Origin of the sequence: Streptomyces sp. 35G-GA-8, from assembly GCF_023534745.1 — a bacterium.
GTDB lineage: Bacteria > Actinomycetota > Actinomycetes > Streptomycetales > Streptomycetaceae > Streptomyces.
Window position 1 is genome coordinate 68,515 of sequence record NZ_JAMHJQ010000020.1, and the last position, 23,740, is coordinate 92,254.

A 23,740-nucleotide genomic window follows, 5' to 3' on the forward strand; every position below is an offset into this window, starting at 1 on the left:
GCCCTGGCACGTCCCGGCCCCTCGCCCGCAGCCCCGGCCCGATCACGCTCTTCAGCCGCCGGGGAGTTCGAGGTCGCTCTTGTTCAGCTCCTCGATATTCACGTCCTTGAACGTGAGCACCCGTACCTGCTTGACGAACCTGGCCGGCCTGTACATGTCCCAGACCCAGGCGTCCGCCATCGTGACCTCGAAGAAAACCTCACCCTGCACCGAGTGCACCTGCATCTCGTAGTCATTGGTGAGATAAAAGCGACGCTCGGTCTCGATCACGTATTTGAACAGACCGACGACATCTCGATACTCCCGGTAGAGCTTCAGCTCCATCTCGGTCTCGTACTTTTCGAGGTCCTCGGCGCTCATGGCATGTTCCCCTTCAGCCGTACGTCCCCCTATTGTGCTCCGGCCCCCGCGCCCCTAGACGCTCTCGGGGGCGAGGTCCACCGGCTCACCCGGGGGACCCTCGTCGAGCAGCGTGCGCAGCAGCTCGGCGAGCCTGGTCGGATACACCGTCTCACGCGCCGCCGACAGTTCGGCGGAGGTCCACCACCTCAGCCCCGCGACGCTTCGCAGCTCCAGCTCGGTCAGCCCCTCGACCGACGTCTCGGTCTGCGTCGTACGTGCCAGGAAGTACCACTCGTCCTGATCCCAGCGGCGCCCGTCGAACGGGAAGGAACAGGTCCGGCGCCACAGCACGGGCCCCAGCTCCACCTGTGTGATCCCCGTCTCCTCCGCCAGCTCGCGCAGTGCGGCCTCTTCCCGGGTCTCGTCGCCCTCCAGGCCGCCGCCGGGCGTGAACCACCAGTCGTTGTCCGGATCACCGGGCTCGTATCCATGCAGCAGCAGAATCCGGTCCGCCGGGTCCAGCAGCACCACCCGGGCCACCCGCCGCAGCTCCTGCCCACTCGGCCCGCCCGACACCGCCGTCCCCCCAGTGCCCCCGGTCCCCGTAGATCCAGCAGTCCCAGCAGTCCCAGCAGATTCAGCAGATTCAGCGGACACCCGTGGACACCCCTTCACCGCTCCTGCCGCCGGTCCGCGGCTTCGAGAACCGCCGGGCGACCGGCCCGTACGCCGCCCCGCCGAAGATCAGCAGCGCCCCGGCCACCACCGCCACCACGATCAGTCGCACGGGCCCCGGCCCGGACACCCCGCCAGGCAGCGCGGCGAAGCCCGCCGGCCGGTCGATCACCTCGCCCAGTGGCCAGGCCACGGCGTCGACGCGCGCGTCGACCGCCGAGCGCGGCACCGACCCCTGCCCCGCGTCCTCCAGATGGACCCGGGAATCCAGCGAACCGCTGCGTTCATCACCGAGCAGGAACAGCTTCCCCTCGGGCACGGTCGCGTCGAAATCCGTCGTGGACGCCCGCCCACCGGCCATTCCCCGTACGTACGGTTCCTCGACCGCCGTGCCGTTGACGGTGAGCCGGCCGTCCGCGTCACAACAGGCGATCTTGTCGCCGCCGACCGCGACCACCCGCTTCACCATCGGCATATTGGCCCAGTCGGCGTCCTTGAAGACCACCACGTCGCCGCGGCGTACCTCGTCGCCGGATATCCGCTGTGCCAGCACCCGGTCCCCCGCCTTGACGGTCGGGTCCATCGAGTTGGTCGGGACGGTGTACGGCCGGTACTCCACGGCTCCCCAGACGAACCCGCCGAGGAAGAGCACACAGCCGACGGCCACGGCCAGCCCCGACAGCACACTGCCGAGGCGGCCATGGCCGCCGTTCGAACGTTCCGCTCGTCCTGTTCCGCTCATCCCAGCACTCCCCCCGTTCCGGAGAACGATCACTCCACCGCTCCGGAGAACGATCCTCGGAGATCGGCGATCCGGGACGGCACCCTACCCGGCGGTACGCCCCCGGGTAAGCCGCCTTCGGCGCCACAGCACGAGCGGCACCGCTCCGGCCAGGCCCAGCGCCCCCGGAGCCGCGGCCGAGGCCACCGACGCCGCCGCGCTCAGCCCGGACTGGTCGAACGTGTCGGGCACCGGAAGGAACGACCAGCGGTTGATCGGCCAGGCCACCACGAAGGCACGCCCGACGACCTCGTCGTTGGAGACCGTGCCGTTTCCGGTCAGCTCCTGGTGGTAGCGGGAGTCCAGCGAGTTCTGCCGGTGGTCACCCATCACCCAGATGCTGCCCTTGGGCACGTCGATCGGCCCGAAGGGCTTGTCGTCACAGGGAGTGTTGCCCGGGTAGATGTAGTCGGTCTCGTTCAACGGAACGCCGTTGACCTGGACCTTTCCGCCCTTCTTGCACTCCACCGTGTCACCGCCGACCGCGATGACCCGCTTGATCAGGTCCTTCTCCTCGGCGGACGGCATCAGTCCGATGAAGCTCAGGAACCGCTGCGCCACATTCGGCTCGGGCGCCTGGGTGCTGTCCAGCCAGCCGCCCGGATCATGGAAGACGACGACCTCGCCACGCTCCGGCTCGGAGCCGAACCAGGGAGTGAGCTTGTCCACCAGCACCCGGTCGCCCCGCTGCAGGGTGTTCTGCATCGAGTCCGAGGGGATCGAGAACGCCTGTACCAGGAAAGTCTTGATCAGAAGCGCCAGCAGAAGCGCGATCCCGATGAGAAGGGGCAGCTCCTTCCAGAAGGAGCGCGGTTTCCTCGCGTCCGATCCTTCGCTGTCGCTGTCGCCGTCCCTATCGCCGTCCTGGATCCCACCGGACCCGTTCCCGCGTTCCGTCGACCGGGCCGTCACGTTTTCGGGCGCCTCGGCGAGCTGCTCGTGTCCCTCCTCGGGATCATCGTGTCCGGATCGTGCGCCGACCGCCACATCCCCCACATCCACTCCTCACTCCGTGCGATTACTCCGTGCGAACGCCTGCCCCGGAGACGGGACAGGCCCACCACTCCCATAACGAGCGGGAGTTCCGCAGGGGTCGGGAGCCGGATCAATCCGTTCAGATCCTGGTAAGACACAGTAAGCGACTCCGACGGCCCCAGGGCTGTCGTCGGCGCGGCGCGCGGGTCAGGAACCGACGCGTAGGTCTCCCGCTCCTCCAGCCGCCGCCAGTGACCGACCGGCCAGGCGATGACGACCGCGCGCCCCACGACCTCGTCCTCCGAGACGGTCCCCTTGTCCGCCTCCTGGAGGTGGAAGCGTGAGTCGGCCGAATTGGACCGGTGGTCCCCCATCACGAAAATGCGCCCCTCCGGCACCCGCACCTCGAAGGGGATGGTGGAGGGCACGTTCCCGGGGTTCAGATACGGCTCGGTGAGCGGGGTGCCGTTGACCGTGACTTTGCCGTCCCGGTCGCAACATTTGACGGTGTCCCCGCCGGTTGCGACGACGCGCTTGATCAGATCCTGCTCGTCGGCGGACGGCAGCAGTCCGATGAAGGTCAGCGCCTGCTTGACCTGCTTGATCACGATCGGTGAGTCGTCCGGCGGCGGCTGCTCGTCGTGGAGCCAGTTGCCGGGGTCCTTGAAGACCACGACATCGCCCCGCTCCGGCTTCGAGCCGAACCATGGGGTCAGCTTGTCCACCAGCACCCGGTCGCTGATCCTGATCGTCTGCTCCATCGAGCCCGAGGGGATCACGAACGCCTGGACCAGGAAGGTCTTCAGGACCAGCGCGATCAGCACCGCCACGGTGATGAGTATCGGTATCTCCTTCGCCGCGGACCTGCGGCGGCGCTGTTTGACCCGGCGCGCGAGCTTACGGCGCTCCGCGCGCCCCGGCAGCGTCCGGCCGGTGGTGGGCCGGGAGCCGGTCGGCAGCCGGGTGTCCGACCCATGGCTGGGGCGACGGCGCCCCCGCTTACCCATGGGCACCGCCCGGAATCCCCGCGTCACCCGAGGTCCCCGTGCCACCCGGCGCGCCCGCGCCCGCGTCCGCCGGGGTCACCGCGCCTCCCGGGCTCCGTACGTCGTGGAAGGCCCCTGTCGGCTCCAGGACGGCCCAGCGGCCCAGCGGCCAGCCGATCCAGTCCGCCCGTCCGATGACCTTGTCCACGGGCACCATGCCGCCGCCGGGGTCGCCGAGATGGTCGCGGGAGTCGCGCGAATTGCTGCGGTGGTCGCCCATCACCCAGAGCGTGCCCTGGGGTACGACGATGTCGAAGGGAACGCTGGAGGGGGCGTCGCCGGCGTACAGGTACCCCTCGTCCACAGCCCGGCCGTTCACCTCGACCCTGCCCCCCTTGTCGCAGCAGACCACCCGGTCACCCCCCACACCGACCACACGCTTGACGAAGTCGGTCTCGGCGGGTGCGGCGAGACCGAGGGCCGCGGCCGCCCCGTGCAGCAGCCCGGTGACGGGGTTCTCCCCCGGCGGCTCCTGGACGAAGGATCCGGTGCCGTCGAAGACCACCACATCACCGCGCTCCGGCGCGGTACCGAAACGGTACGCCAACTTGTTGACCAGCACGCGGTCCCCGACCTGGAGAGTGGGCCGCATCGAGCCGCTGGGGATCAGGAACGGCTGCACAACGAAGCTGCTGAGCAGCAGCGCGAAGACGGCGCAGGCGAGCGCGAGGAGGCCCGCCCTGCGCCAGGAGGGCCCGGACAGCCCGGGGAATCCGGGAACTCCGGAGAGTCCGGGGAGCCGCCCGGAGGAACGCGCGGAGCGCGATCCCTCTTCCGTCCCGTCGTGGGATCCGGAAGAGCGATCGCGCTCCGTCTGCCGTTCTTCGGTGTCCATCGGGGCCAGATCTTATCCGGCGGCCCTGTGGACCCGGGTGCGCGCCCGGACCGAGCCGGACGCCGCGGGTCCTACCTGTCGCGCTTCTCCTTGATCTTCGCGGCCTTGCCGCGCAGCTCACGGAGGTAGTACAGCTTCGCGCGACGGACGTCACCGCGGCTGACCAGCTCGATCTTCTCGAAGATCGGGCTGTGCACCGGGAAAGTACGCTCGACGCCGACGGAGAAGGAGACCTTGCGGACCGTGAAGGTCTCACGGACACCGGATCCCTGGCGGCGGATGACCACGCCCTTGAACTGCTGGATACGGGAGCGGTTGCCCTCGATGACACGTACGTGGACGTTCACGGTGTCACCGGGACGGAAAGCGGGGAGGTCGCTGCGGAGCGACGATGCGTCGACGACGTCGAGCAGGCTGGCCATGAAGGTCTGCTTCCTCGCTGATGCCACAGGTCATCAGCGGATATCGAGAGAGAGTCCGATGTGCCGTTCGCGTCGGGCGGGCGTCGTTCCCCCTGTGGCAGGGGCGCACGCCGGACGTAAGGCAGCGGCCTATTCTTCCATGGCCTCGGGCCTGCGCCAAAATCGGCCACCTGGCTCCGGCGCCCAGCCCAGGATGGAGAGCATCTCGCGGTCCTTCTTGTCGAAGGACGCGGGATCGCAACGCTCGATCAGATCGGGCCGGTTGAGGGCCGTACGCCGGAACGCCTCGTCCCGCCGCCAGCGCGCGATCCTGCCGTGGTGGCCGCTGAGCAGCACATCCGGAATCCCGCGCCCGCGCCACTCCGGCGGCTTCGTGTAGACGGGGCCCTCCAGCAGATTCGCCATCGCGCCGGGGGCGAAGGAATCGTCGCGGTGCGACTCCGCGTTGCCGAGCACACCGGGCAGCAGCCGGGCCACGGCCTCCGTGATCACCAGTACGGCCGCCTCGCCGCCCGCGAGCACATAGTCGCCGATCGAGACCTCGACCACCGGTATCCGGGTCGCGTACTCGTCGATGACCCGGCGGTCGATGCCCTCGTAGCGCGCCGGCGTGAAGACCAGCCAGGGCCGCTCGGAGAGTCCGACGGCCAGCTCCTGGGTGAAGGGGCGGCCACTGGGCGTGGGGACGACCAGGACCGGGCCATGGGCGCCCGACTCGTAGCCGCTCGCCAGGACGTCGTCCAGCGCGTCGCCCCAGGGCTCGGTCTTCATGACCATGCCGGGACCACCGCCGTACGGGGTGTCGTCGACCGTGTTGTGGCGGTCGTACGTCCACTCCCGGAGGTCGTGTACGTGGACATCGAGCCGGCCGCGCGCGCGGGCCTTGCCGACGAGTGAGACGTTCAGCGGCTCCAGGTACTCCGGGAAGATCGTGACCACATCGAGCCGCATCAGCCGCCGTCCTTACCGGCCGCGCCGTCCTCGCCCGTCGCCGCGCCGTCCTCGTCCGGGGCTTCACCGGCCGAGTCGGCGGCCGGGTCGGCGTCCCGGCTGGAGGCGATCTCCGCCCTGTCGTCGATCAGCCCCGGCGGCGGGTCGATGACGGCCCGCTGCTCCTCCAGGTCGATCTCGGTGACGATCTCCTCCACGAACGGGATCATCACCTCGCTGCCGTCCGGCCGTTCCACGATGAACAGGTCCTGCGAGGGCAGATGCGAGATCTCGGTGATCCGCCCGACCTCCGTGCCGTCGGCCAGCACCACATCCAGGTCCATCAGCTGATGGTCGTAGAACTCCTCGGGATCCTCGGGGAGTTCCTCGGGGTCGACCTCCGCGATCAGCAGGACATTGCGCAGCGCCTCGGCGCCCGTACGGTCGCGTACGCCCTCGAAGCGCAGCAGCAGCCTGCCGCTGTGCACCCGGCCCGTCTCGATCCTCAGCGGCCCGGCCTGGGCCGGTTCCGTGGCGAGTACGGCGCCGGGGCCGAGCCGCAGTTCGGGCTCGTCCGTACGTACTTCTACGGTGACCTCACCCTTGATCCCATGGGCGCGGCCCACCCGCCCGACCACCAACTGCACTGACACTCCACCTTCTTGTCACGATCACGCGTCACGATCACGCGCGGGAAACAGCGAAGGCCGGGAAGGCCGTGGCCCTCCCGGCCCCTGCCGGTGTTCTGCTGTCTCAGCGGACCTGGTCCACGTCGATGAGATCGACGCGGATGCCACGGCCGCCGATGGCGCCCACGACGGTCCGCAGAGCACGTGCGGTGCGGCCGTTGCGGCCGATCACCTTGCCGAGGTCGTCCGGGTGCACCCGGACCTCCAGCACACGGCCGCGGCGCAGGTTGCGCGAGGCCACCTGCACTTCGTCCGGATTGTCGACGATGCCCTTCACGAGGTGCTCAAGAGCCTCCTCGAGCATGCTCAGGCCTCGGTCGACTCGGCGGCCGAGGACTCGGTCCCGGCTTCGTCGGCCTTCTTGTCGGACTTCTTGGCCTTCTGAGTGATCGCCTCACCCTTGGGCTCGTCGCCGGCGTCCTTCGCGGCGGCCTCGAAGAGGGCGCGCTTGTCGGCCTTCGGCTCCGGCTGGAGCAGCGGCGCGGGGGCCGGCAGGCCCTTGTGCGCCTGCCAGTCACCGGTGAGCTTGAGGATCGCGAGAACCGGCTCGGTCGGCTGGGCGCCGACGGACAGCCAGTAACGCGCGCGCTCCGAGTCGACCTCGATGCGCGAGGGGTTCTGCACCGGGTGGTACAGACCGATCTCCTCGATGGCCCGGCCGTCACGGCGGGTACGGGAGTCGGCGACGATGATGCGGTAGTGAGGCGAACGGATCTTGCCCAGACGCTTCAGCTTGATCTTGACTGCCACTGGAGTGGTGTCTCCTGGTCTTGACGTGGTTGGGCACAACGGGATGCCGCGTGGGGTTGCGGTACCCGATCCGCCCGATGGACGCGTCAGCCGGAGGAGAGAGGGGTCCTGTGCGACTGTCGAGTACAGCTGGTCATTCTGCCATACGACCGCGACCGGGCATGACGCGGCGACGGGCAGGGGACGGGAGCGGCCGGGACGGCCGGTGACTCAGCCCGCGGCACCGACCACTTCGGGGATACGGAAGGGCTTGCCGCAGCCGCCGCAGACGATCGGGGCCTGGGCGAGGACCGAGGGTACGACCCGTACGTTCCGCCCGCAGTCACAGACCGCCTTGACGCGTACCCCGCCACCGGACGAGCCGTGTCTCGCGGCAGGACCGCGGAAGCTGCGCTTGGTGTCGGCGGCCGTCGCGACCGTGTGCGCCTTGAGGGCGCGCTGCAATCGCTCGATGGTGGGACGGTACCGCCGCTTCGCCTCGGGACTGAGCGAGACCAGGGAGAAACCGCTGCTGGGATGCGGCTCCTCGGGATGGTCCAGGCCCATCTCCTCGGCGATGGCGAGGAATCGGCGGTTGTGATAGCGGCCCGCCCGCGAGGTGTCGCGGACACCTCTGGCCGCGGCGATGCCATGGACCGCTTCGTGAAGCAGTCGTTCGAAGGAGAGCTCGGCGCCACAGGCGGACGACGACTCTCCGATCAGGGACTCTGGCGCGGCAAGATCCGGCAGCTCGGGGTGGGACCGCTGAATATCGGCCCACGCCTGCGCCAGCTCTGCGGCGAGAACAGGTGGTGTCGTGCTCACGTCGTGAACAACGAGCCGGAGCCCTCCCGGGTTCCATTACGGGGCATCTCAAATAATTTGCACGTACCCGTCAGTTGTCATTGATGCGTCCGGACGAGGGCGGGTGCGCTGATCTGCGGAGAAGCCTCACAGCTCCTACCAAGGTGGTACGTAGCGACTCGTACGCTTCGACGCGTAGACGATCTACGTACACCCGCGCTTCCCCTTGAGGAGGAGTTCCGTCGGAGGAGTCCCGAGGAGTTCCGCCGCGGGGGCGACTGCCCAGGGACTCGCCGGACTCCTGGTGACGGATGCGCTCAATACGCACGGGCCACAATGGCGACACTACCCGCCGCATCATCCGTTTCCGGCACCGCCCCGTCCTCGGCGACCAGACACCGTACGGAGACCCCGAGCTCGGCGAGAGCCGCCTCTCCCCGGGTACCCAGCGTCGCCCAGGGGATGCGTGCCCAACCGCCCGCGGCGGCGGCCTCGGCGGCCTCCTCGACGGTGGAGACCTCGGCGGTACGGGCCTCGCGGCGCGCCCTGGACTCCGTCAACAGCAGTGCCTGGTCGTCCTCCAGGACCGTGGGCAGCAGCCCGGCGAGTGCCCCGACGGCCACCGGCTCCTTGCCGCCGGGGATCCGGCGTACGAGCATCGCGGTGCCGTTCTCCAGATCGCGCGGGCCGATCTCGATCCGTACGGGCACGCCCTTCAACTCCCAGTCGACGGCCCGGCGGCCGAAGGGGATGTCGGTACGGTCGTCGATCATGACCCGGACGCCGGCGAGCCGGAGCCGGTCGGCGGTCTCGCGGACGGCGGCCAGGACCGGCTCGTCGTCCTTGATGGCCAGCACCACGGCCTGTACGGCGGCGAGACGGGGCGGGACACGCAGCCCGTCGTCGTCGCCGTGCGACATGATCAGCCCGCCGACCATCCGGGTCGAGGCGCCCCAGGAGGTCTGCCAGACCAACTCCTCGGTGCCCTCCTTCGACAGATACCGGGTGTGGAAGGCCCGCGCGAAGTTCTGTCCCAACTCGTGGCTCGTGCCCAGCTGGAGGGCCTTGCCGTCGCCCATCATCCCTTCGAGCGTCAGGGTGTTGACGGCCCCGGCGAAGCGCTCGCGCGCGGTCTTGCGGCCCAGGACGACATCGATCCCGAGGACTTCGGTCATGAAGTCCGCGTAGACGTTCCGGTGGATGTGCGCGGCGTAGTCCCTGGCGTCCTCGTAGGTGGCATGGGCGGTGTGGCCCTCCTGCCAGAGGAATTCGGTGGTGCGCAGGAAGACGCGGGGGCGCATCTCCCAGCGGACGACATTGGCCCACTGGTTGATGAGCAGCGGCAGATCGCGGTAACTGCGCACCCACTTGGCGAAGTACTCGTTGACGATCGTCTCGGAGGTGGGCCGTACGACGACCGGCTCCTCAAGGTCCTTGCCGCCGCCGTGGGTGACGACCGCCAGTTCGGGCGCGAAACCCTCGACGTGCGCCGCCTCCCGGGTCAGATACGACTGCGGGATGAAGAGCGGGAAGTACGCGTTCGAGGCGCCCGCGGCCTTGATACGGGTATCCAGCTCCTGCTGCATCCGCTCCCACAGACCGTACCCATATGGCCTCATCACCATCGTGCCGCGCACCGGCCCGTTGTCGGCCAGTTCGGCCTTGTTGATCAGATCCTGGTACCAGCGCGGGAAGTCGTCCGCCCGGGGCGTGAGAACAGGTGCCTTCGCCATGGCGCGCATCGTACGGGCTCGGGCGTAAGGAACCGGCCATACGCGCGGGGGCGCACGCCCGGGGCATACACGCTTTGCCCGCCGCCCACTGGACGCGGGCACGGATGCGGAGTTCTCTGGCATACGGGGGAAGAACGCGCGCACGCACACGGGGGGCTGTCCATCTGGGCACGACCGACCTCTCGGCGGATTGGGGCGCTATCCATGACACGTACGCTCGGCCGGCACCACCAGCGGTTCGCGCACCCGGGCACGGCACCGGCGGTTCTCCCCGACGCGGGCGCGCGTGCCCGCGACTGGGCCGAGATCCAGGAACGGATGCTGGTGCCGCTCTACGAAGCGGTGTACGAGCGGCTTGAGGTCCGCAAGGGGACCCGGGTGCTCGGCCTCGGCTGCGGCTCGGGGCTCGCCCTGCTGCTCGCGGCGGCGCGGGGTGCGCGGGTGACCGGTGTCGACTCCGACGCCGAGCGGCTGGCGCTGGCCCGTGAACGGCTGCGCGCCGAGCGGGAGCGGGACGGCCGGGAGCGGGACGGCCGGGAGCGGGACGGCCGGGCGGACCGCGCGGCCGACGCGGGCACGCTGCTGCCGGTGGACCGGATGGCCGACGCCGCGCCGGGGCCCGGCCGTTCACCGTACGACCTGATCACCGCCTTCCAGCCGATCGGCTCCGTCGCGGGCGACGCGAAGGGGCTCGGTCCCGCGCTCGGCGAGGCGATACCACTGGCCCGGCGCGGTACACCCGTGGTGCTCGCGGGCTGGGGTCCGCCCGAGCGCTGCGCCACGGACGGGGTGCTGCGGATCGCGGGCCGGCTGAGCGAGCGTCCGCGCGAGGACGCCCGGCGGCGGGGGCACCGCGACGATCTGGAGGAGATCGCGGCGCGGGCGGGTCTGAAGCCGGACGGTTCGGGGCGGGTGGCCTGCCCGTTCGGGTACGCGGACCAGGAGAGCGCGGTCCGCGGCCTGTTGTCGACGGGGGTGTTCGACGGCGCGATCCGGACGACGAACCGGCGGCTGGTGGAGAAGGAGATCGGCGAGGCGCTCCATCCGCATCTGCGCCATGACGGCACGGTCTGGATGCCGAATGTCTTCCGGTATCTGATCGCCCGGACTCCCTGAGGCCCGGGCACGGCCCCTGCCCCGGACTCGGCCCCGGACTCGGCCCCGGACTCGGCCCCGGACCGGAAACGGCCCGGAAACGGACGGGTGCGGGACCCTGGACAGTATCCAGAATCCTGTTTACTGTCTCCTTCGTGACTGGCTTCGACGAGCGTTTCCTGACCCGCAACGGCCTCGCGGCCCGGCAGCTGGCAGTTCTCCTGCTGAACCACGAGCCGGAGACCCGGCTGCCGCGCGTGCGGGACTTCGCCGTGGAACTGGGCGTCGGGAACGGCACCGTCCAGGCCGCGCTCCAGCTGCTGGAGAACGCCGAGGCGATCGAGACGACGGCCCGGGGCCATCTCGGCACCTTCCTCGTCCGCTCGGACCGCTCCATACTGTGGCGGCTCTCCGGACTCGGCACCCTCCTTGCCGCGATGCCGCTGCCGTACTCCCGCCGGTACGAGGGACTGGCGACGGGGCTGCGCTCCGCCTTCGAAGAGGCGGGCGCGCCCTTCGCGATCACCTTCATGCGGGGCGCCGGCACCCGTACGACCGCGCTCCTCGAAGGGAAGGTCGATCTCGTCGTCCTCTCGCGCTTCGCCGCCGACCGGCTGATCGAGGACCACCCGGTCGAGCTGGTCGCGGATCTGGGCCCGGCCACCTACGTCGGGGCGCACGGACTGCTGGTGCGGCGCGGCTCGGACCCGGAGACCCCGGGGCTGCGCGTCGCCATCGACCACGCCTCGGAGGATCAACGGATGCTCGCCGAGCGCGCGTTCGCCGGGCGCTCGGACATCGAGTGGGTCGAGGCCTCGTACATGCAGCTGCGCGAGCTGTTCGAACACGACCGGGCCGACGCCACCGTCTGGAACCTCGATGAGGTGCAGGGGCTGCTCGGCACGAGTGTGGACGTCCTGCCGCTCGGCGACGAGGTCACCCGCGATCTGTCACTGCGCAACTCCAGAGCGGCGATCATCGGCAGGACGGAGGGGGCGAAAGCACTCGGCGCCGTACGGGAGTCCCTTGATCTGTCGGTGGTCACCACCCTCCAGGCCGAGGTGTTGCGCGGTGAGCGCACGCCCTCGTACTGACCGCCCGGCCCGCCCGCGCGAAAGGACACCCCCGGAGTCCACGCGCACCCAGAAAATACAAAATCCTGGTTACTGTCCGATCGCCCCGCCCGAGGAATCGCCCCCAGAGGAATCGCCCCCCGAGGAATCGCCCCCAAGGAATCGAAGGAAAGGACCACCATGGACGACCAGCTCGCCCTCCGCGTCCGGCTGTTCCACGAGAGCGGCCAGGTCAGGCCCGAGGTCGCCGCGTTCGTGACCGAGGAGCTGGCCGCCCTGGCCGCCGAGGGCCATACCGTCACCGAGGCCACGGCGGGCATGCTCACCAGCCATCTCATGATGGCCCTCAACCGGCTGCTGGACGGCGCGCCGATCGAGGAGTTCAGGACCGACGAGCAGGTGGCGGCCGAACTCACCGGACATCCCGAGGCCCTGGCCCGGGCCCGCGCGGTCTCCCTGCGCGCCGAACGGGAGTTGGGCGCTCCGCTTCCCGATTCCGAGATCAACTTCCTGGGCCTGCATCTCGCCGTACTGGCCCAGAACTCCCCCGCCTCACACCACTCGTAGGACTCACCACTCGTAGCGCTAAGGACCCAGCCATGACGAAGATCCTCACCGGCGGCGTCGGCAAGACCGAGGTCGCCGACACCGTCTCCGCACTCGGCCTCGACGGCCTGGAGATCACGGTCTCCAACGACATGGACGCCGCGATGAAACTCCGCGCCGGACAGGCCGACTACTACCTCGGCACCTGTCACACCGGCGCCGGCGCCTCCCTCGGCATCCTCGTCGGCCTCCTCGGCCGGCCGCTCTGCCACACCTTCGGCCGCCATGTCCCCTCCGAGGACGAGGTCGCCGCCCTGCTGGCGGACGGCAAGAAGGTCTTCGGCTTCGCCATCGACCAGATCGACGTGATCGCCCCGATCATGGCCCGCGCCATCACCGCGCGCGGCTGACCGAAGACCTGCCAGGGACCGGAGGAGAGACCCCGTGAGCAGCACCGTCCTCGCAGCGAGTACCAGTCTGGACTTCTCGCTGACGCAGAAGCTTTTTGTCATAGCCCTGTGCGCGCTGACGGCCTTCGTCTCGCACATGGCGCTGGCCGTGTTCAACGACGGCGTACGCCCCTTCATGCTCGACTTCATCCAGGGACGCGCCAAGCGGAGCGCCACCACCGCGGTCTCCTTCGGCCTCTCGGCGGGCTTCATCTTCGGCCTGGGCGCCCCGATGGCGCTGTCCAGCGGTGTGCTCAACCCCTGGCTGCTCTTCCTCCCCACCGACATCCTGGGCATCCTGGCGCCGAGGAAGTGGCTCGCGCCGCTGCTCGGCGGCGCCTGGGGCGCGGTGGTCGTCTTCGGCCTGAGCGGCGCCAATGAGGTGGCGCACGATCTGCCCGTCGACTTCCTGACCGCGATGCAGCAGATGTCGACGCCGATCCTCTTCCTCTTCACGCTCTTCCCGGTGCTCGCCATCACCAAGCAGTTCGGCCGGCTGCGCGGCGGTCTGGCCGCCGTGCTGGAACTGGCGCTCGTGATCATGACGATGAAGCTCTGGCCCAATGTCTTCGCCGGCTCACTGGCGATGGCGGCCGGTGTGCTGCTGCTCATCGGCTTCGCCGTACGGAAGGATCTGCTCCAGCGCAAGGAGGACCGGGCCGCCGCGCTGGCGGCCGGCGAGGAGACCTCGGGTACGGGACAGTCCGTGGCCGCCGGTGATGATCCGATGGCCTCGCTCTTCAGCGCCAGTGCGCTGCGGCTGCGCCGGTATCTGCCGCTGTTCATGGTGCTGGGCGCCGGCGTCTGTGTGCTGGCGCAGATGCATGTCTTCGGCGGCGGCGAGGCGACCAGCTTCCTGATCGCCAAGGGCCAGTACAGCGAGGCCGCGCAGGTCGACTTCTACCGGGTCTTCGGCTTCATCCCGCTGATCGCGACGACCGCGCTCGCCTCCGGCGCGTACGGCATCGCCGGTTTCACACTCGTCTACCCCATCGGCTATCTGATGCCGAACCCGATCCTGGCGGCCGTCGTCGGCGCCGCGGTCTTCGCCCTCGAAGTGCTGGCCCTGTCCTCCATCGGCAAGGTCCTGGGCAAGCTGCCGAGCGTGCGGGACTCCTCCGAGCATCTGCGGAGCGCGATCACCGACAGCCTGCAACTGGCGATCCTCTTCGGCTCACTGCTCGCGGCCAATGTCATGGGCGGCGGGCTCGCGATCCTCATCGTGGGCGGGCTCTATCTCCTCAACGAGGCGATGGGCAGACCCGTGGTGCGGATGGCGGCGGCGCCCGCGGCGGTCATCGTCGGCGGCGTTCTTCTGAACATCCTCTACTGGCTGGATCTGTTCACCCCCGTCAAGGGCTGAGCCCACGACGGTCCGGACGGACCCGCCAGGAAGGCACCCCCACTCTCATGCCTCGTCTCACCACCGTCGCCGGGCCGCTGCCCGTCTCCGCCGTGCGCGGCCCGGCCCTCTCCCATGAACACCTCGTCCTCGATCTCGACCGTACGGGCGACGGCGCCGCCGTTCTCGACCCGGGGCGCCATCTGCGCGCGGTCACCTCCGAACTGACCGCCCTGCGCGAGGAGTTCGGGCTCTCCCTGATCATCGAGCTGACCTGCCGCGGCATGGGCCGCGACCCGCGCGCGCTGGCGCGTATCGCCGAGGAGTCCGGGGTCGCGGTGGTCGCGGCCACCGGCTGGTACTACGAGCCCTTCCACCGGGACGAGATCGGCGGCACGCCCGTCGACCTGCTCACCGCGACCCTGGTCCAGGAGATCACCGACGGGCTCGACTCCACCGGGATCCGCCCGGGTGTCCTCGGCGAGATCGGCAGCCACGGCGACCTGCCCAGCGAGCCGGAGCGCCGCGCGCTGCTCGCCTCGGCGCACGCCGCGCTCGCCACCGGGCTGTCGGTCGCCACCCATGCCCAGCTCGGCCGCGGCGGGCTCGCCCAGCTCGAACTGCTCGCCGGTACGGGCCTGGCGCCGCACCGGATCTCCGTCGGCCACCAGGATCTGCTGGACGATCCCGCCGTCCACCGCGAGCTGGCGGCGAGCGGCGCGTATGTCGCCTTCGACACCGTCGGCAAGGAGTCCTACCAGAGCGACGACACCCGGCTGCGGCTGCTGCTCGCCCTGCTGGACGCCGGTCACGCGGACCGCGCTCTGCTCAGCTGCGACATCTCGCGCCACGGCTATCTGGAGTCGGAGGGCGGCCAGGGGTACGGACATCTCTTCCGGTCCTTCCTGCCCAAGGCGCGCGCGGCGGGCGTGGACGACGAACTGATCGATCTGATGACCCGGCGCAATCCGCTGCGCTTCCTGACGGGCACCGACCCGGATACCGCCGCCGACAACGACACCGAGGTGATCTGAGATGCCCGTGCTCCCGCGGACCTTCCCGCTGGCGACCATCCCCCTGGAGGACGCGGCCCGGCGGCAGTTCCGGCTCCTGGAGTGCACCGCCGCGCACTTCGAGGGACCTCAGCTCTTCGAGGCGGACGCCGGTGTCGTACCGGGGCTCGGCCGCCCCCGTACGACCGCCCGCGTCGAGGCCGTACTCGCCGACTACTTCGGCGCCGAGGACGCGGCGCTCGTCCAAGGCGCCGGTACGGGCGCGATCCGCGCCGCGCTCGGCGCGGCCGTCTCCCCCGGTGACCCGCTGCTGATCCACCGGGCCCCGGTCTACCGGACGACCGCCGTCACCCTGCGCGGCCTCGGGGTCCGAACCACCGAGGCCGACTTCAACGACCGCCCGGCGCTCCGGCGCGCCCTGGAGTCCGGCGCGTTCTCCTGGGCGTACGTCCAGCACAGCCGGCAGCGGCTCGCCGACTCCTACGATCCGGGCGAGGTCCTCGCCGACTGCCGCGCCGCCGGAGTCCGTACGGTCGTCGACGACAACTACGCGGTGATGCGCGTACCCGCCTCCGGCGTGGAACTGGGCGCGGACGCCTCGTGCTTCTCCCTCTTCAAACTGCACGGCCCCGAAGGCGTCGGCGCGGTCGTCGGTGCCCGCGATCTCGTCGGGCGCCTCCGCGCCGACAACTACTCCGGCGGCGGCCAGGTCCAGGGCCACCAGGCGCTCGACGCGCTGCGCGCGCTCACCCATGTCCCCGTCCTGTGGGCGCTCCAGTCCCAGGTGGGCGCGGAGATCGCGAAGCGGCTCAGCGCCGGCGAGGTGCCGGGTGTCGCCGAGGTACGGATCGCCAACGCCCAGGACCGCTGTCTGCTGGTACGGCTCGACCGCCCCGTCGCCCGTGAGCTGCCCGCCGTCGCCGCGCGGCACGGCGCCGCGCCCTACCCCGTGGGCTCCAACTCCCGCTACGAGATCGCCCCGCTCGTCTACCGGATGTCCAGCTCGTCGCTCGACGACGAACCCGGACTCGCCGACTGGACCGTACGGATCAACCCCATGCGGGCCGGAGCCGATCTCGTGATCGAGATCCTCCGCCGTTCGCTGCACGACCTGAAGGGCTGATCGTGTTCCTGGACACCGTCCTCTCCCGCAACCCCGCGCTCGTCGACACGGCGACCGCGCTGCACCGCTCCGGTGCCATCCCGCCCGACACGTATGTCATGGACGCGGACGCCGTCGAGGCCAACGCCGCGCTGCTGGCCGCCGAGGCCGAGCGGCTCGGGATCTCACTGTGGTTCGTGGTCAAACAGTTCGGCCGCAACCCCGCGCTGATCCGGGCCGTCGCCCGGCACATCCCCCGGTTCGCCGCGATCGACCCCGCCGAGGCCCGCGTCCTGCACGCCACCGAGGCACGGGCCGGCAACCTCGGCCATCTCGTCCAGATCCCCCGCCGCGACCTCCCCGAGATGCTGTCCTGGCGGCCCGAGGCGGTGACCGTCTTCGACCTCGCCAACGCGCGGGCCGTCTCGGAGGCCGCCGGTGAACTGGGCCTCGTCCAGGACGTGTTCGTACGTCTCGAAGGCGTTCCCGGCTCCGTCTACCCGGGCCAGGAGGGCGGCGTACCGCTCGACGCGCTGGACGAGTTCGCGACCGCCGCCGAACAGCTGCCGTCGATCCGTATCGCCGGGGTCACCGCGTTCCCCTGTGTCCTGTGCGACCCGGTCACCGGTCGGCCCACCCCCACCCCCAACTTCGAACTCGCCCTCAAGGCCAGGGAACTGCTCACCGCCCGCGGCCACCACCCCGTCGCGCTCAGCGCTCCCAGCGCCACCTCCATGGCGACCCTGTCGCTGCTGGCCGAACTGGGCGCCACCCACGGCGAGCCCGGCCACTCCCTCACCGGAACCACGCCGCTCCACGCGATCGACCCCCGCCAGCCCGAGCGGCCCGCCTACGTCTACGTCAGCGAGGTCGCCCACACCCTCGCGGACGGCCGGCCCGCGCTCCACGGCGGCGGGTTCTACGGCCGCGCCGGCATCCGCACCGCCCTGCTGCCGCGCACCGGTCTGCGCCTTCCGGTCCAGGGCGCCCCCGCCGAGAACATCGACTACTACCGCCTGCTGGACGCGCCCCCCTCCGGCGAGGTGCGGGCCGGGGACACCGCCGTACTCGCCTTCCGTACGCAGATCTTCGTCACCCGCTCGACCGTCGCGGTCGTCGCCGGCCTCTCCACCGGGAAACCCCGGCTGACCGGCCTGTACGACGCGCGGGGCCGGGCCCTGTAAGGAGCCACCGCATGAGCAAGACCGTCATCCTCGTCATCGACGGATTCGGGATCGGCGCGATGCCGGACGCGGGGGCGCTGCGGCCGGGCGATGTCGCGGCCGACACCTGCGGGCATGTACTGGACCACTGCCGCGCGTCCCTGGGCCGCCCGCTGCGGCTGCCCGCGCTGGGACAACTGGGCCTCGGCCTGGTCCATCCCCACCCCGACCTGGCCAGGTCCAGCCGGCTGCCGGTGACCGCGGGGCGTGCGGCGCTCGGCTACCCGGGCGCGGACACCTACGCGGGCCATCAGACCATGATGGGCGCGGACTTCAGCCATGTCACGGTGGCCCGGCTGGCCGACCATCTCCCCGAGGTCGTCTCGGCCCTGTCCGCGGCCGGCCACCACGCCGAACCGCTCGACGGCCGGCCCCTGCTCCTCGTCGACGGCGCGGTACTCGTCCATGACAACCTGGAGGCCGACCCGGGCATCAACTGGAACGTCTCGGGCCGCCTGGACGACCTGCCCTTCGACCGGATCCTCGCGATCGCCCGTACGGTACGGACCGTGGCGCCCGTGGCCCGCGTCATCGCGGTCGGCGGCCACGCGGACGGCCCCCTCAGCGCGTACGTACGCGACGGGGACGGCGGCACGGTCGGCCTGGACACCCCGGCGAGCGGCTTCTATCGCAACGGCGGACTCCAAGTCCAGCACCTGGGCGCGGACCTCGACCACACCCGCCAGCTCCCGGACCTGGCGGCCCGCGCGGGCATCCCGGTGACACTGATCGGCAAGGCGGCGGACATCCTGGCGTGCGATGCCGCCGTACGGCGGCCGGCCGTCCGGACGGCGGATGTCCTCGCGCACACACTGGAGGCGGTACGCGCCCCCGGCGACGGGCTCATCGTCACCAACGTCCAGGAGACGGACCTCGCCGGGCACCAGCAGGACACCGACCGCTACGGCCGGATCCTGGAACAGACCGACGCGGGCCTGTCGGCGCTGCTCGGGCTGCTGTCGGACCCGGGCGACCGGCTGACGGTGACGGCCGACCACGGCAACGACCCGACGATCGGCCACGCGTACCACACACGCGAATACGTCCCGGTCCTGACGTACACCACGAACGGCGGGGGCCCGGAACTGGCGGGGGACGCGGGAACGCTGGCGAAGGTGGGCGCGGACGCGGATGCGTGGCTGCGGCGGAGTGTGTGCGGTGCGCCTCCAGGCGGGGGGTCGTAGTCGCGGTGCGTTTCGGCTGGGGCCGGTGGTTGTGTGCGGGTTGTTGCCGGTGGTCGCTCCGGGCGGTGCGCCTTCCGGCGAGGGGCCGTGGCTACGGTGCGTTTCGGCCGAGGCCGGTGGTGCGGTGCGGGTTGTCGCCGGTGGTCGCTCCGGGCTCGCGTCCGGGACTGCATGATTTACGTCGCGACTCTGGCCACAGTCAGGAGACGGGCGTTCGCGCGCCACAAATCACGCTCTACGTCCCGGACACGACCCCTGCGCGCCCCCCTTCACCACCCGCACAAGCGGGCCCGGTCGTGCGCGAGGGCGGGCGGGGGAGGCGGCGGCACACTCCCGCACCAGCCCACCCACCCCGGCCGGACGGCGAGTAGTCGGGACCCACCGGGGGGAGGGGGTCGGGGTCGGAGGAGGTGCGTGTCCGGACACTAAAGCGTGATTTGTGGCGCGCGACCGCCCGAACCAACGACAGGCCAGAACCGCGCCGTAAATCATGCCGTCCGGACATGCACCTCCGGAGGCCCCGGCCCCCGGCCGACAACGCACGCACCCGCACCCGCACCCCGCACCCCGCGCACCGCGCACCGCACACGCAGGGACTAGCTCATGAACTTCTTGAACTCGTCCGGGAGTTCGAACGACTTGTCCTGCCCCCCGGCCGGCAAGCCATTCGCCGCCTCCTCACGGCGCGCCAGCGCCGCCTGCTCCTCCGCCTTGCGCTTCATCGGGTTCCCCGACCGCTGCTTCCCCTTCGCCTGCTTCGTCTTCTTCTTCGTACGGCCCGGACCGCCGCCCATCCCCGGAACGCCCGGCATCCCCGGCATCCCGCCGCCCTGCGCCATCTTCGACATCATCTTGCGAGCGTCGAAGAACCGCTCCACCAGGTTCTTCACGGCGCTGACCTCGACACCAGAACCCCGCGCGATCCGGGCCCGGCGTGAGCCGTTGATGATGACCGGGTCCTGACGCTCCCCGGGAGTCATCGACTTGATGATCGCGGCGGTGCGGTCCACGTCCTTCTCGTCGATGTTGTTGATCTGGTCCTTGATCTGTCCCATGCCCGGGAGCATGCCGAGCAGCTTGCTGATGCTGCCCATCTTCCTGACCTGTTCCATCTGCGCCAGGAAGTCGTCGAGCGTGAAGTCCTTGCCCTTGCTGCTCGCCAGCTTGGAGGCCATCTTCTCGGCCTCGGCCTGGCTGAACGTCTTCTCCGCCTGCTCGATCAGGGTGAGCAGGTCACCCATGTCGAGGATGCGGGACGCCATGCGGTCCGGGTGGAACGCGTCGAACTCGTCCAGCTTCTCGCCGTTCGAGGCGAACATGATCTGCTTGCCGGTGACATGCGCGATGGAGAGGGCCGCGCCGCCGCGCGCGTCGCCGTCGAGCTTGGAGAGGACCACGCCGTCGAAGCCGACACCGTCGCGGAACGCCTCCGCGGTGTTGACCGCGTCCTGCCCGATCATCGCGTCGACGACGAAAAGGACCTCGTCCGGGCTGACGGCGTCGCGGATGTCCGCGGCCTGCTTCATCAGCTCCTCGTCGATACCGAGGCGGCCGGCGGTGTCGACGATGACCACGTCGTGCTGCTTGGTCTTCGCGTACTCGATGGAGTCCTTCGCGACCTTGACCGGGTCGCCGACTCCGTTGCCCGGCTCGGGCGCGTACACCGAGACGCCCGCGCGGTCGGCGACCACGGAGAGCTGCGTGACGGCGTTGGGGCGCTGGAGGTCACAGGCGACGAGCAGGGGGGTGTGGCCCTGGCCCTTGAGCCAGAGGCCGAGCTTTCCGGCGAGGGTGGTCTTACCGGCGCCCTGGAGACCCGCGAGCATGATCACCGTGGGCGGCTGCTTGGCGAAGCGCAGGACACGGGTCTCGCCGCCGAGGATGCCGATGAGCTCATCGTTGACGATCTTGATGACCTGCTGCGCCGGGTTCAGCGCCTGGGAGACCTCGGCGCCGGCGGCGCGCTCCTTGACCTTGGCGATGAAGGCGCGGACGACGGGCAGCGCGACATCGGCTTCGAGCAGGGCGATACGGATCTCGCGGGCCGTTGCGTCGATGTCCTCCGGGCTGAGGCGCCCTTTGCCCCGGAGGCTCTTGAACGTGGCTGCGAGGCGGTCGGAGAGAGTGTCGAACACGGTGGTCGCGGATCCTCAGGTCGGGGGCGGATGAGGGGGCTGTCCCGCGCGGTGAAGGACAGACCGTCCCCCAGGGTATCCGGCCGCGCGCGGTGCGGTCTGCCCTGTGGATGACCGGGACGTACGAAGCGCGGACGAGGCGGACCGTCAGCGCAGGGCGGCCTCCACCGCGTGGGCCAGCCCGGCGGCGGCCTTCTCGGTCAGCGGCCGGCCCCGCTCGTTCGTCACATAGAACGCGTCGACCGCGTTCGCGCCCAGCGTCGACACATGCGCGCTGCGCACCCGTACCTTCGCCTCCTCCAGGGCACGGCCGATGCGGTGCAGCAGCCCAGGTGCGTCCTGGGCGCGTACCTCGATGACCGTCGCGAGCTGGGAGGCGGTCGGCGCGACCGTCACGCGCGGCGGTGGGGCCGTGACACCCCGGCGGCGCGGATAGGCGGCCTCCCGTTCGGCGAGCCTGGACGGGATGTCGAGCGAGCCGTCGAGGGCCCGTACGAGATCGGCGCGGAGCCGGGCGGCCTGCGGCAGGGAGCCGTACTCCGCGGCCACCCGCCAGCTCAGCAGCAGGACCTCGGTGGTCTTCTTCCCCTGTCCGGTGCCCTTGCCCAGCTCCGCGGGCAGTTCGACGGCGCGCAGATCGGCCGCGCGTACGGTCAGCCGGTGCAGGGCGAGCACCCCGGCCGCGGCGGGCAGTACCCCCGGCTGGTCGGGCAGGGCGATGAGCAGTTCGACGCCGACGGGTTCGGGTGCGCCGTCGTCCTGCGGGGCCTCGGTCTGGGCGTGCAGCGCCAGTACGGGACCGCCGGTGCGCAGCGCCTCGACGGCCAGCCGTTCCTGCTCGGCGCTGGGCGCGGCGGCTTCCGGTTCGGCGACGGCGTCGCCCGCGAGGACGGCGGCCACGCGGGCGACGAGATCGTCGACGAGCGAGGCGCGCCAGGACGACCAGGCCGCCGGCCCGGTGGCCAGCGCGTCGGCCTCCGTGAGCGCGTGCAGCAGTTCCAGGGTGGCGAGCGAGCCGACCCGGTCGGCCACCGCCCCGACGGTCGCGGGGTCGTCCAGATCGCGCCGGGTCGCGGTGTCGATGAGCAGCAGATGGTGGCGCACGACCGTGGCGATGACGCCCATGTCCTCGCGGTCGAAGCCGATCCGGGCGGCGACGTCGCGGGCGATGACCTCACCGGCCACGGAGTGGTCGCCCGGCCAGCCCTTGCCGATGTCGTGCAGCAGGGCGCAGATCAGCAGCAGGTCGGGACGGCCCACGCGGCGGGTCAGCGAGGAGGCCTGGACGGCGGTCTCCACGAGATGGCGGTCGACGGTCCAGGTGTGTACGGGGTTGCGCTGGGGCCGGCAGCGGACCCGCTCCCAGTCGGGCAGGAGCTGGGTGATCAGGCCCTCGGCCTCCAGTGCCTCCCAGACCGGGACGGTCGACTCACCGGCGCCGAGCAGGGTGATCAGTTCCTGGCGGGCTTCGGCGGGCCAGGGCACCGGCAGCGGCTTCGAGGCGGCGGCCAGCCGGCGCACGGCGTGCAGCGAGATCGGCAGACCGGCCTGGGCGGCGGCAGCGGCGGCCCGCAGGGGCAGGACGAGATCGCGCTCGGGGCGGGCGGTACGGGCGAGGACGACCTCGCCGTCCTGCTCGACCACGCTTTCGGCGAGCGGGCTGCGGTCCTGGGCGGGCTTGCCGCCGAGCATGGCCCGCAGTCGGGGGCGGACGGCCCGGGAGCGCAGGACGCGGTTGACCTCGCGCCAGGTGACGTCGGAGGCGTACGAGACGGTGCGCCCCGCCTCGTACACCTGCCGCAGCAACGCGTCGGCGTCGAGCAGGCCGAGTTCCGCGGCGACCGGGTCCTGTTCCTGGAGGGCGAGCCGGTCGGTGGCCCGGCCGGTGGTCAGATGCAGGGCGTCGCGGGCGTCGAGGAGCCGGCGCCGGGCGTCGTAGAGCCCTTCGCGGGGCGCGTCGGCGAGCCAGGACGCGGCGACGGCGCGCAGCGCGGTGGCGTCGCGCAGTCCGCCCCTGGCCTCCTTGAGGTCGGGTTCCAGCAGGAACTGGAGCTCGCCCTGGCGCTCGGCGCGCTCCCGGCAGAGTTCGTCCAGTTCGGGGAGGCGTTTGGGGGCGCTGTTGCGCCAGTCGGCGAGGATCGCGGTGCGTACGCCGCTGACCAGGCCAAGATCCCCGGCGACATGGCGGGCGTCGAGGAGTCCGAGCTGCGCCTTCAGGTCCTCGGCGGCGGTCTTGCGCGCCTCGGCGGGGGTGCGTACGGAGTGGTCGAGGGCGAGCCCGAGGTCCCACACCGGGTACCAGACGCGGTCGGCGAGTGCGGCGATCGCGGCGGGGCCGGATCTGCCGTCGTGCAGGAGCAGCAGATCGAGGTCGCTGCGCGGTGACAGTTCGCCGCGGCCGTAGCCGCCGACGGCGACGAGCGCGGCGCCGCGCACCCCGGCCTCCTGTGCGGCGGTGGTGAACAGCGCGTTCAGCCAGCCGTCGGTCAGTCTGGCCAGGGCGGCACGGCGCGGCGGCCCGGACCGCGCCTTCTCCTGGAGGAGGCGCAGCCGGGCCGCCGCGTAGCCGCTGGGTCCCGAGTCTGCCTGTTCGGTCGTCTCTTCGAGGCTCGTCACC

The 23,740-nt window shown here is 70.9% G+C and carries 23 protein-coding genes and 1 pseudogene; 9 read left to right on the forward strand and 15 right to left on the reverse strand.

The window, feature by feature from the left end:
* Positions 1-51 precede the first annotated feature (51 nt).
* The 13 genes and pseudogenes from M1203_RS34030 to proS form a co-directional block, all read right to left on the reverse strand.
* Entirely contained in the window at positions 52-360 is a 309-nt protein-coding gene (locus tag M1203_RS34030; protein ID WP_014675276.1) for a DUF2469 domain-containing protein, read from the reverse strand.
* Between the two features lie 54 nt (positions 361-414).
* Entirely contained in the window at positions 415-918 is a 504-nt protein-coding gene (locus M1203_RS34035) for an NUDIX hydrolase (protein ID WP_249953716.1), read from the reverse strand.
* A gap of 70 nt (positions 919-988) precedes the next feature.
* Positions 989-1,759, reverse strand: a complete 771-nt coding sequence (gene lepB, locus M1203_RS34040) for a signal peptidase I (RefSeq protein WP_249953717.1) — start codon at positions 1,757-1,759, stop codon at positions 989-991.
* 84 nt (positions 1,760-1,843) lie between these two features.
* Positions 1,844-2,668, reverse strand: coding sequence for a signal peptidase I (gene lepB / locus M1203_RS34045; RefSeq protein ID WP_374404694.1), 825 nt, complete (start codon positions 2,666-2,668; stop codon positions 1,844-1,846).
* Positions 2,652-3,780 (reverse strand): annotated as a pseudogene (lepB, locus tag M1203_RS34050) (signal peptidase I). Before lepB (M1203_RS34050) ends, lepB (M1203_RS34045) begins: the two are co-directional and overlap by 17 nt.
* Positions 3,773-4,654 carry a signal peptidase I gene (gene lepB / locus M1203_RS34055; protein ID WP_249953718.1) on the reverse strand — a complete coding sequence of 294 codons (882 nt, stop codon included), beginning with the start codon at positions 4,652-4,654 and terminating at the stop codon, positions 3,773-3,775. Before lepB (M1203_RS34055) ends, lepB (M1203_RS34050) begins: the two are co-directional and overlap by 8 nt.
* Before the next feature lie 71 nt (positions 4,655-4,725).
* Positions 4,726-5,076: a 50S ribosomal protein L19 gene (gene rplS, locus M1203_RS34060; protein ID WP_129772195.1), complete on the reverse strand. Its 351-nt coding sequence runs from the start codon at positions 5,074-5,076 to the stop codon at positions 4,726-4,728.
* A gap of 129 nt (positions 5,077-5,205) precedes the next feature.
* Positions 5,206-6,027, reverse strand: a complete 822-nt coding sequence (gene trmD / locus M1203_RS34065) for a tRNA (guanosine(37)-N1)-methyltransferase TrmD (protein ID WP_249953719.1) — start codon at positions 6,025-6,027, stop codon at positions 5,206-5,208.
* Positions 6,027-6,653, reverse strand: a complete 627-nt coding sequence (rimM, locus tag M1203_RS34070) for a ribosome maturation factor RimM (protein ID WP_249953774.1) — start codon at positions 6,651-6,653, stop codon at positions 6,027-6,029. Before rimM ends, trmD begins: the two co-directional genes overlap by 1 nt.
* Before the next feature lie 106 nt (positions 6,654-6,759).
* On the reverse strand, positions 6,760-6,999 hold the full coding sequence (locus tag M1203_RS34075; RefSeq protein WP_030351741.1) for an RNA-binding protein: 240 nt from the start codon (positions 6,997-6,999) through the stop codon (positions 6,760-6,762).
* A 2-nt stretch (positions 7,000-7,001) separates the two neighbouring features.
* The gene (rpsP, locus tag M1203_RS34080) at positions 7,002-7,445 is read right to left on the reverse strand and encodes a 30S ribosomal protein S16 (protein ID WP_249953720.1); all 444 of its coding nucleotides are present in this window, start codon (positions 7,443-7,445) and stop codon (positions 7,002-7,004) included.
* A 210-nt stretch (positions 7,446-7,655) separates the two neighbouring features.
* Entirely contained in the window at positions 7,656-8,249 is a 594-nt protein-coding gene (locus tag M1203_RS34085; RefSeq protein WP_030351743.1) for a hypothetical protein, read from the reverse strand.
* Between the two features lie 296 nt (positions 8,250-8,545).
* Positions 8,546-9,961 carry a proline--tRNA ligase gene (proS, locus tag M1203_RS34090; RefSeq protein WP_249953721.1) on the reverse strand — a complete coding sequence of 472 codons (1,416 nt, stop codon included), beginning with the start codon at positions 9,959-9,961 and terminating at the stop codon, positions 8,546-8,548.
* A gap of 204 nt (positions 9,962-10,165) precedes the next feature.
* On the opposite strand from proS, the gene M1203_RS34095 reads away from it, so the two are divergent.
* From M1203_RS34095 to M1203_RS34135, 9 genes are all read left to right on the forward strand, one after another.
* Entirely contained in the window at positions 10,166-11,077 is a 912-nt protein-coding gene (locus M1203_RS34095; protein WP_249953722.1) for a methyltransferase domain-containing protein, read from the forward strand.
* A gap of 134 nt (positions 11,078-11,211) precedes the next feature.
* Positions 11,212-12,150, forward strand: a complete 939-nt coding sequence (yhfZ, locus tag M1203_RS34100) for a GntR family transcriptional regulator YhfZ (protein ID WP_249953723.1) — start codon at positions 11,212-11,214, stop codon at positions 12,148-12,150.
* A 159-nt stretch (positions 12,151-12,309) separates the two neighbouring features.
* The gene (locus tag M1203_RS34105; RefSeq protein WP_249953724.1) at positions 12,310-12,696 is read left to right on the forward strand and encodes a PRD domain-containing protein; all 387 of its coding nucleotides are present in this window, start codon (positions 12,310-12,312) and stop codon (positions 12,694-12,696) included.
* A gap of 32 nt (positions 12,697-12,728) precedes the next feature.
* Positions 12,729-13,085 (forward strand): DUF2620 domain-containing protein, encoded by a 357-nt coding sequence (locus M1203_RS34110; RefSeq protein ID WP_249953725.1) that lies wholly within the window; start codon positions 12,729-12,731, stop codon positions 13,083-13,085.
* Between the two features lie 34 nt (positions 13,086-13,119).
* A complete protein-coding gene (locus M1203_RS34115) occupies positions 13,120-14,487 on the forward strand; it encodes a YhfT family protein (protein WP_249953726.1) in 1,368 nt (455 codons plus the stop codon).
* A gap of 47 nt (positions 14,488-14,534) precedes the next feature.
* Entirely contained in the window at positions 14,535-15,500 is a 966-nt protein-coding gene (locus M1203_RS34120) for a phosphotriesterase (RefSeq protein ID WP_249953727.1), read from the forward strand.
* A gap of 1 nt (position 15,501) precedes the next feature.
* Complete coding sequence (locus M1203_RS34125; RefSeq protein WP_249953728.1) at positions 15,502-16,602, forward strand: aminotransferase class V-fold PLP-dependent enzyme; 1,101 nt, start codon at positions 15,502-15,504, stop codon at positions 16,600-16,602.
* A gap of 2 nt (positions 16,603-16,604) precedes the next feature.
* Positions 16,605-17,765 carry an alanine racemase gene (locus M1203_RS34130; RefSeq protein WP_249953729.1) on the forward strand — a complete coding sequence of 387 codons (1,161 nt, stop codon included), beginning with the start codon at positions 16,605-16,607 and terminating at the stop codon, positions 17,763-17,765.
* 11 nt (positions 17,766-17,776) lie between these two features.
* Complete coding sequence (locus M1203_RS34135) at positions 17,777-18,988, forward strand: phosphopentomutase (protein WP_249953730.1); 1,212 nt, start codon at positions 17,777-17,779, stop codon at positions 18,986-18,988.
* Between the two features lie 596 nt (positions 18,989-19,584).
* On the opposite strand, the gene ffh is transcribed toward M1203_RS34135, so the two are convergent.
* Together ffh and M1203_RS34145 are read right to left on the reverse strand one after the other, a co-directional pair.
* On the reverse strand, positions 19,585-21,123 hold the full coding sequence (gene ffh, locus M1203_RS34140; RefSeq protein WP_249953731.1) for a signal recognition particle protein: 1,539 nt from the start codon (positions 21,121-21,123) through the stop codon (positions 19,585-19,587).
* 147 nt (positions 21,124-21,270) lie between these two features.
* Positions 21,271-23,739: a [protein-PII] uridylyltransferase gene (locus M1203_RS34145; protein ID WP_249953732.1), complete on the reverse strand. Its 2,469-nt coding sequence runs from the start codon at positions 23,737-23,739 to the stop codon at positions 21,271-21,273.
* Between the last annotated feature and the right edge of the window lies 1 nt (position 23,740).

Coding starts and splice junctions, on each gene's coding strand:
- M1203_RS34030 (WP_014675276.1), bottom strand. CDS start 360: ATGAGCGCCGAGGACCTCGAAAAGTACGAGACCGAGATGGAGCTGAAG.
- lepB (WP_249953717.1), bottom strand. CDS start 1,759: ATGAGCGGAACAGGACGAGCGGAACGTTCGAACGGCGGCCATGGCCGC.
- lepB (WP_249953718.1), bottom strand. CDS start 4,654: ATGGACACCGAAGAACGGCAGACGGAGCGCGATCGCTCTTCCGGATCC.
- rplS (WP_129772195.1), bottom strand. CDS start 5,076: ATGGCCAGCCTGCTCGACGTCGTCGACGCATCGTCGCTCCGCAGCGAC.
- trmD (WP_249953719.1), bottom strand. CDS start 6,027: ATGCGGCTCGATGTGGTCACGATCTTCCCGGAGTACCTGGAGCCGCTG.
- M1203_RS34075 (WP_030351741.1), bottom strand. CDS start 6,999: ATGCTCGAGGAGGCTCTTGAGCACCTCGTGAAGGGCATCGTCGACAAT.
- proS (WP_249953721.1), bottom strand. CDS start 9,961: ATGGCGAAGGCACCTGTTCTCACGCCCCGGGCGGACGACTTCCCGCGC.
- M1203_RS34095 (WP_249953722.1), top strand. CDS start 10,166: ATGACACGTACGCTCGGCCGGCACCACCAGCGGTTCGCGCACCCGGGC.
- M1203_RS34105 (WP_249953724.1), top strand. CDS start 12,310: ATGGACGACCAGCTCGCCCTCCGCGTCCGGCTGTTCCACGAGAGCGGC.
- M1203_RS34110 (WP_249953725.1), top strand. CDS start 12,729: ATGACGAAGATCCTCACCGGCGGCGTCGGCAAGACCGAGGTCGCCGAC.
- M1203_RS34120 (WP_249953727.1), top strand. CDS start 14,535: ATGCCTCGTCTCACCACCGTCGCCGGGCCGCTGCCCGTCTCCGCCGTG.
- M1203_RS34125 (WP_249953728.1), top strand. CDS start 15,502: ATGCCCGTGCTCCCGCGGACCTTCCCGCTGGCGACCATCCCCCTGGAG.
- M1203_RS34135 (WP_249953730.1), top strand. CDS start 17,777: ATGAGCAAGACCGTCATCCTCGTCATCGACGGATTCGGGATCGGCGCG.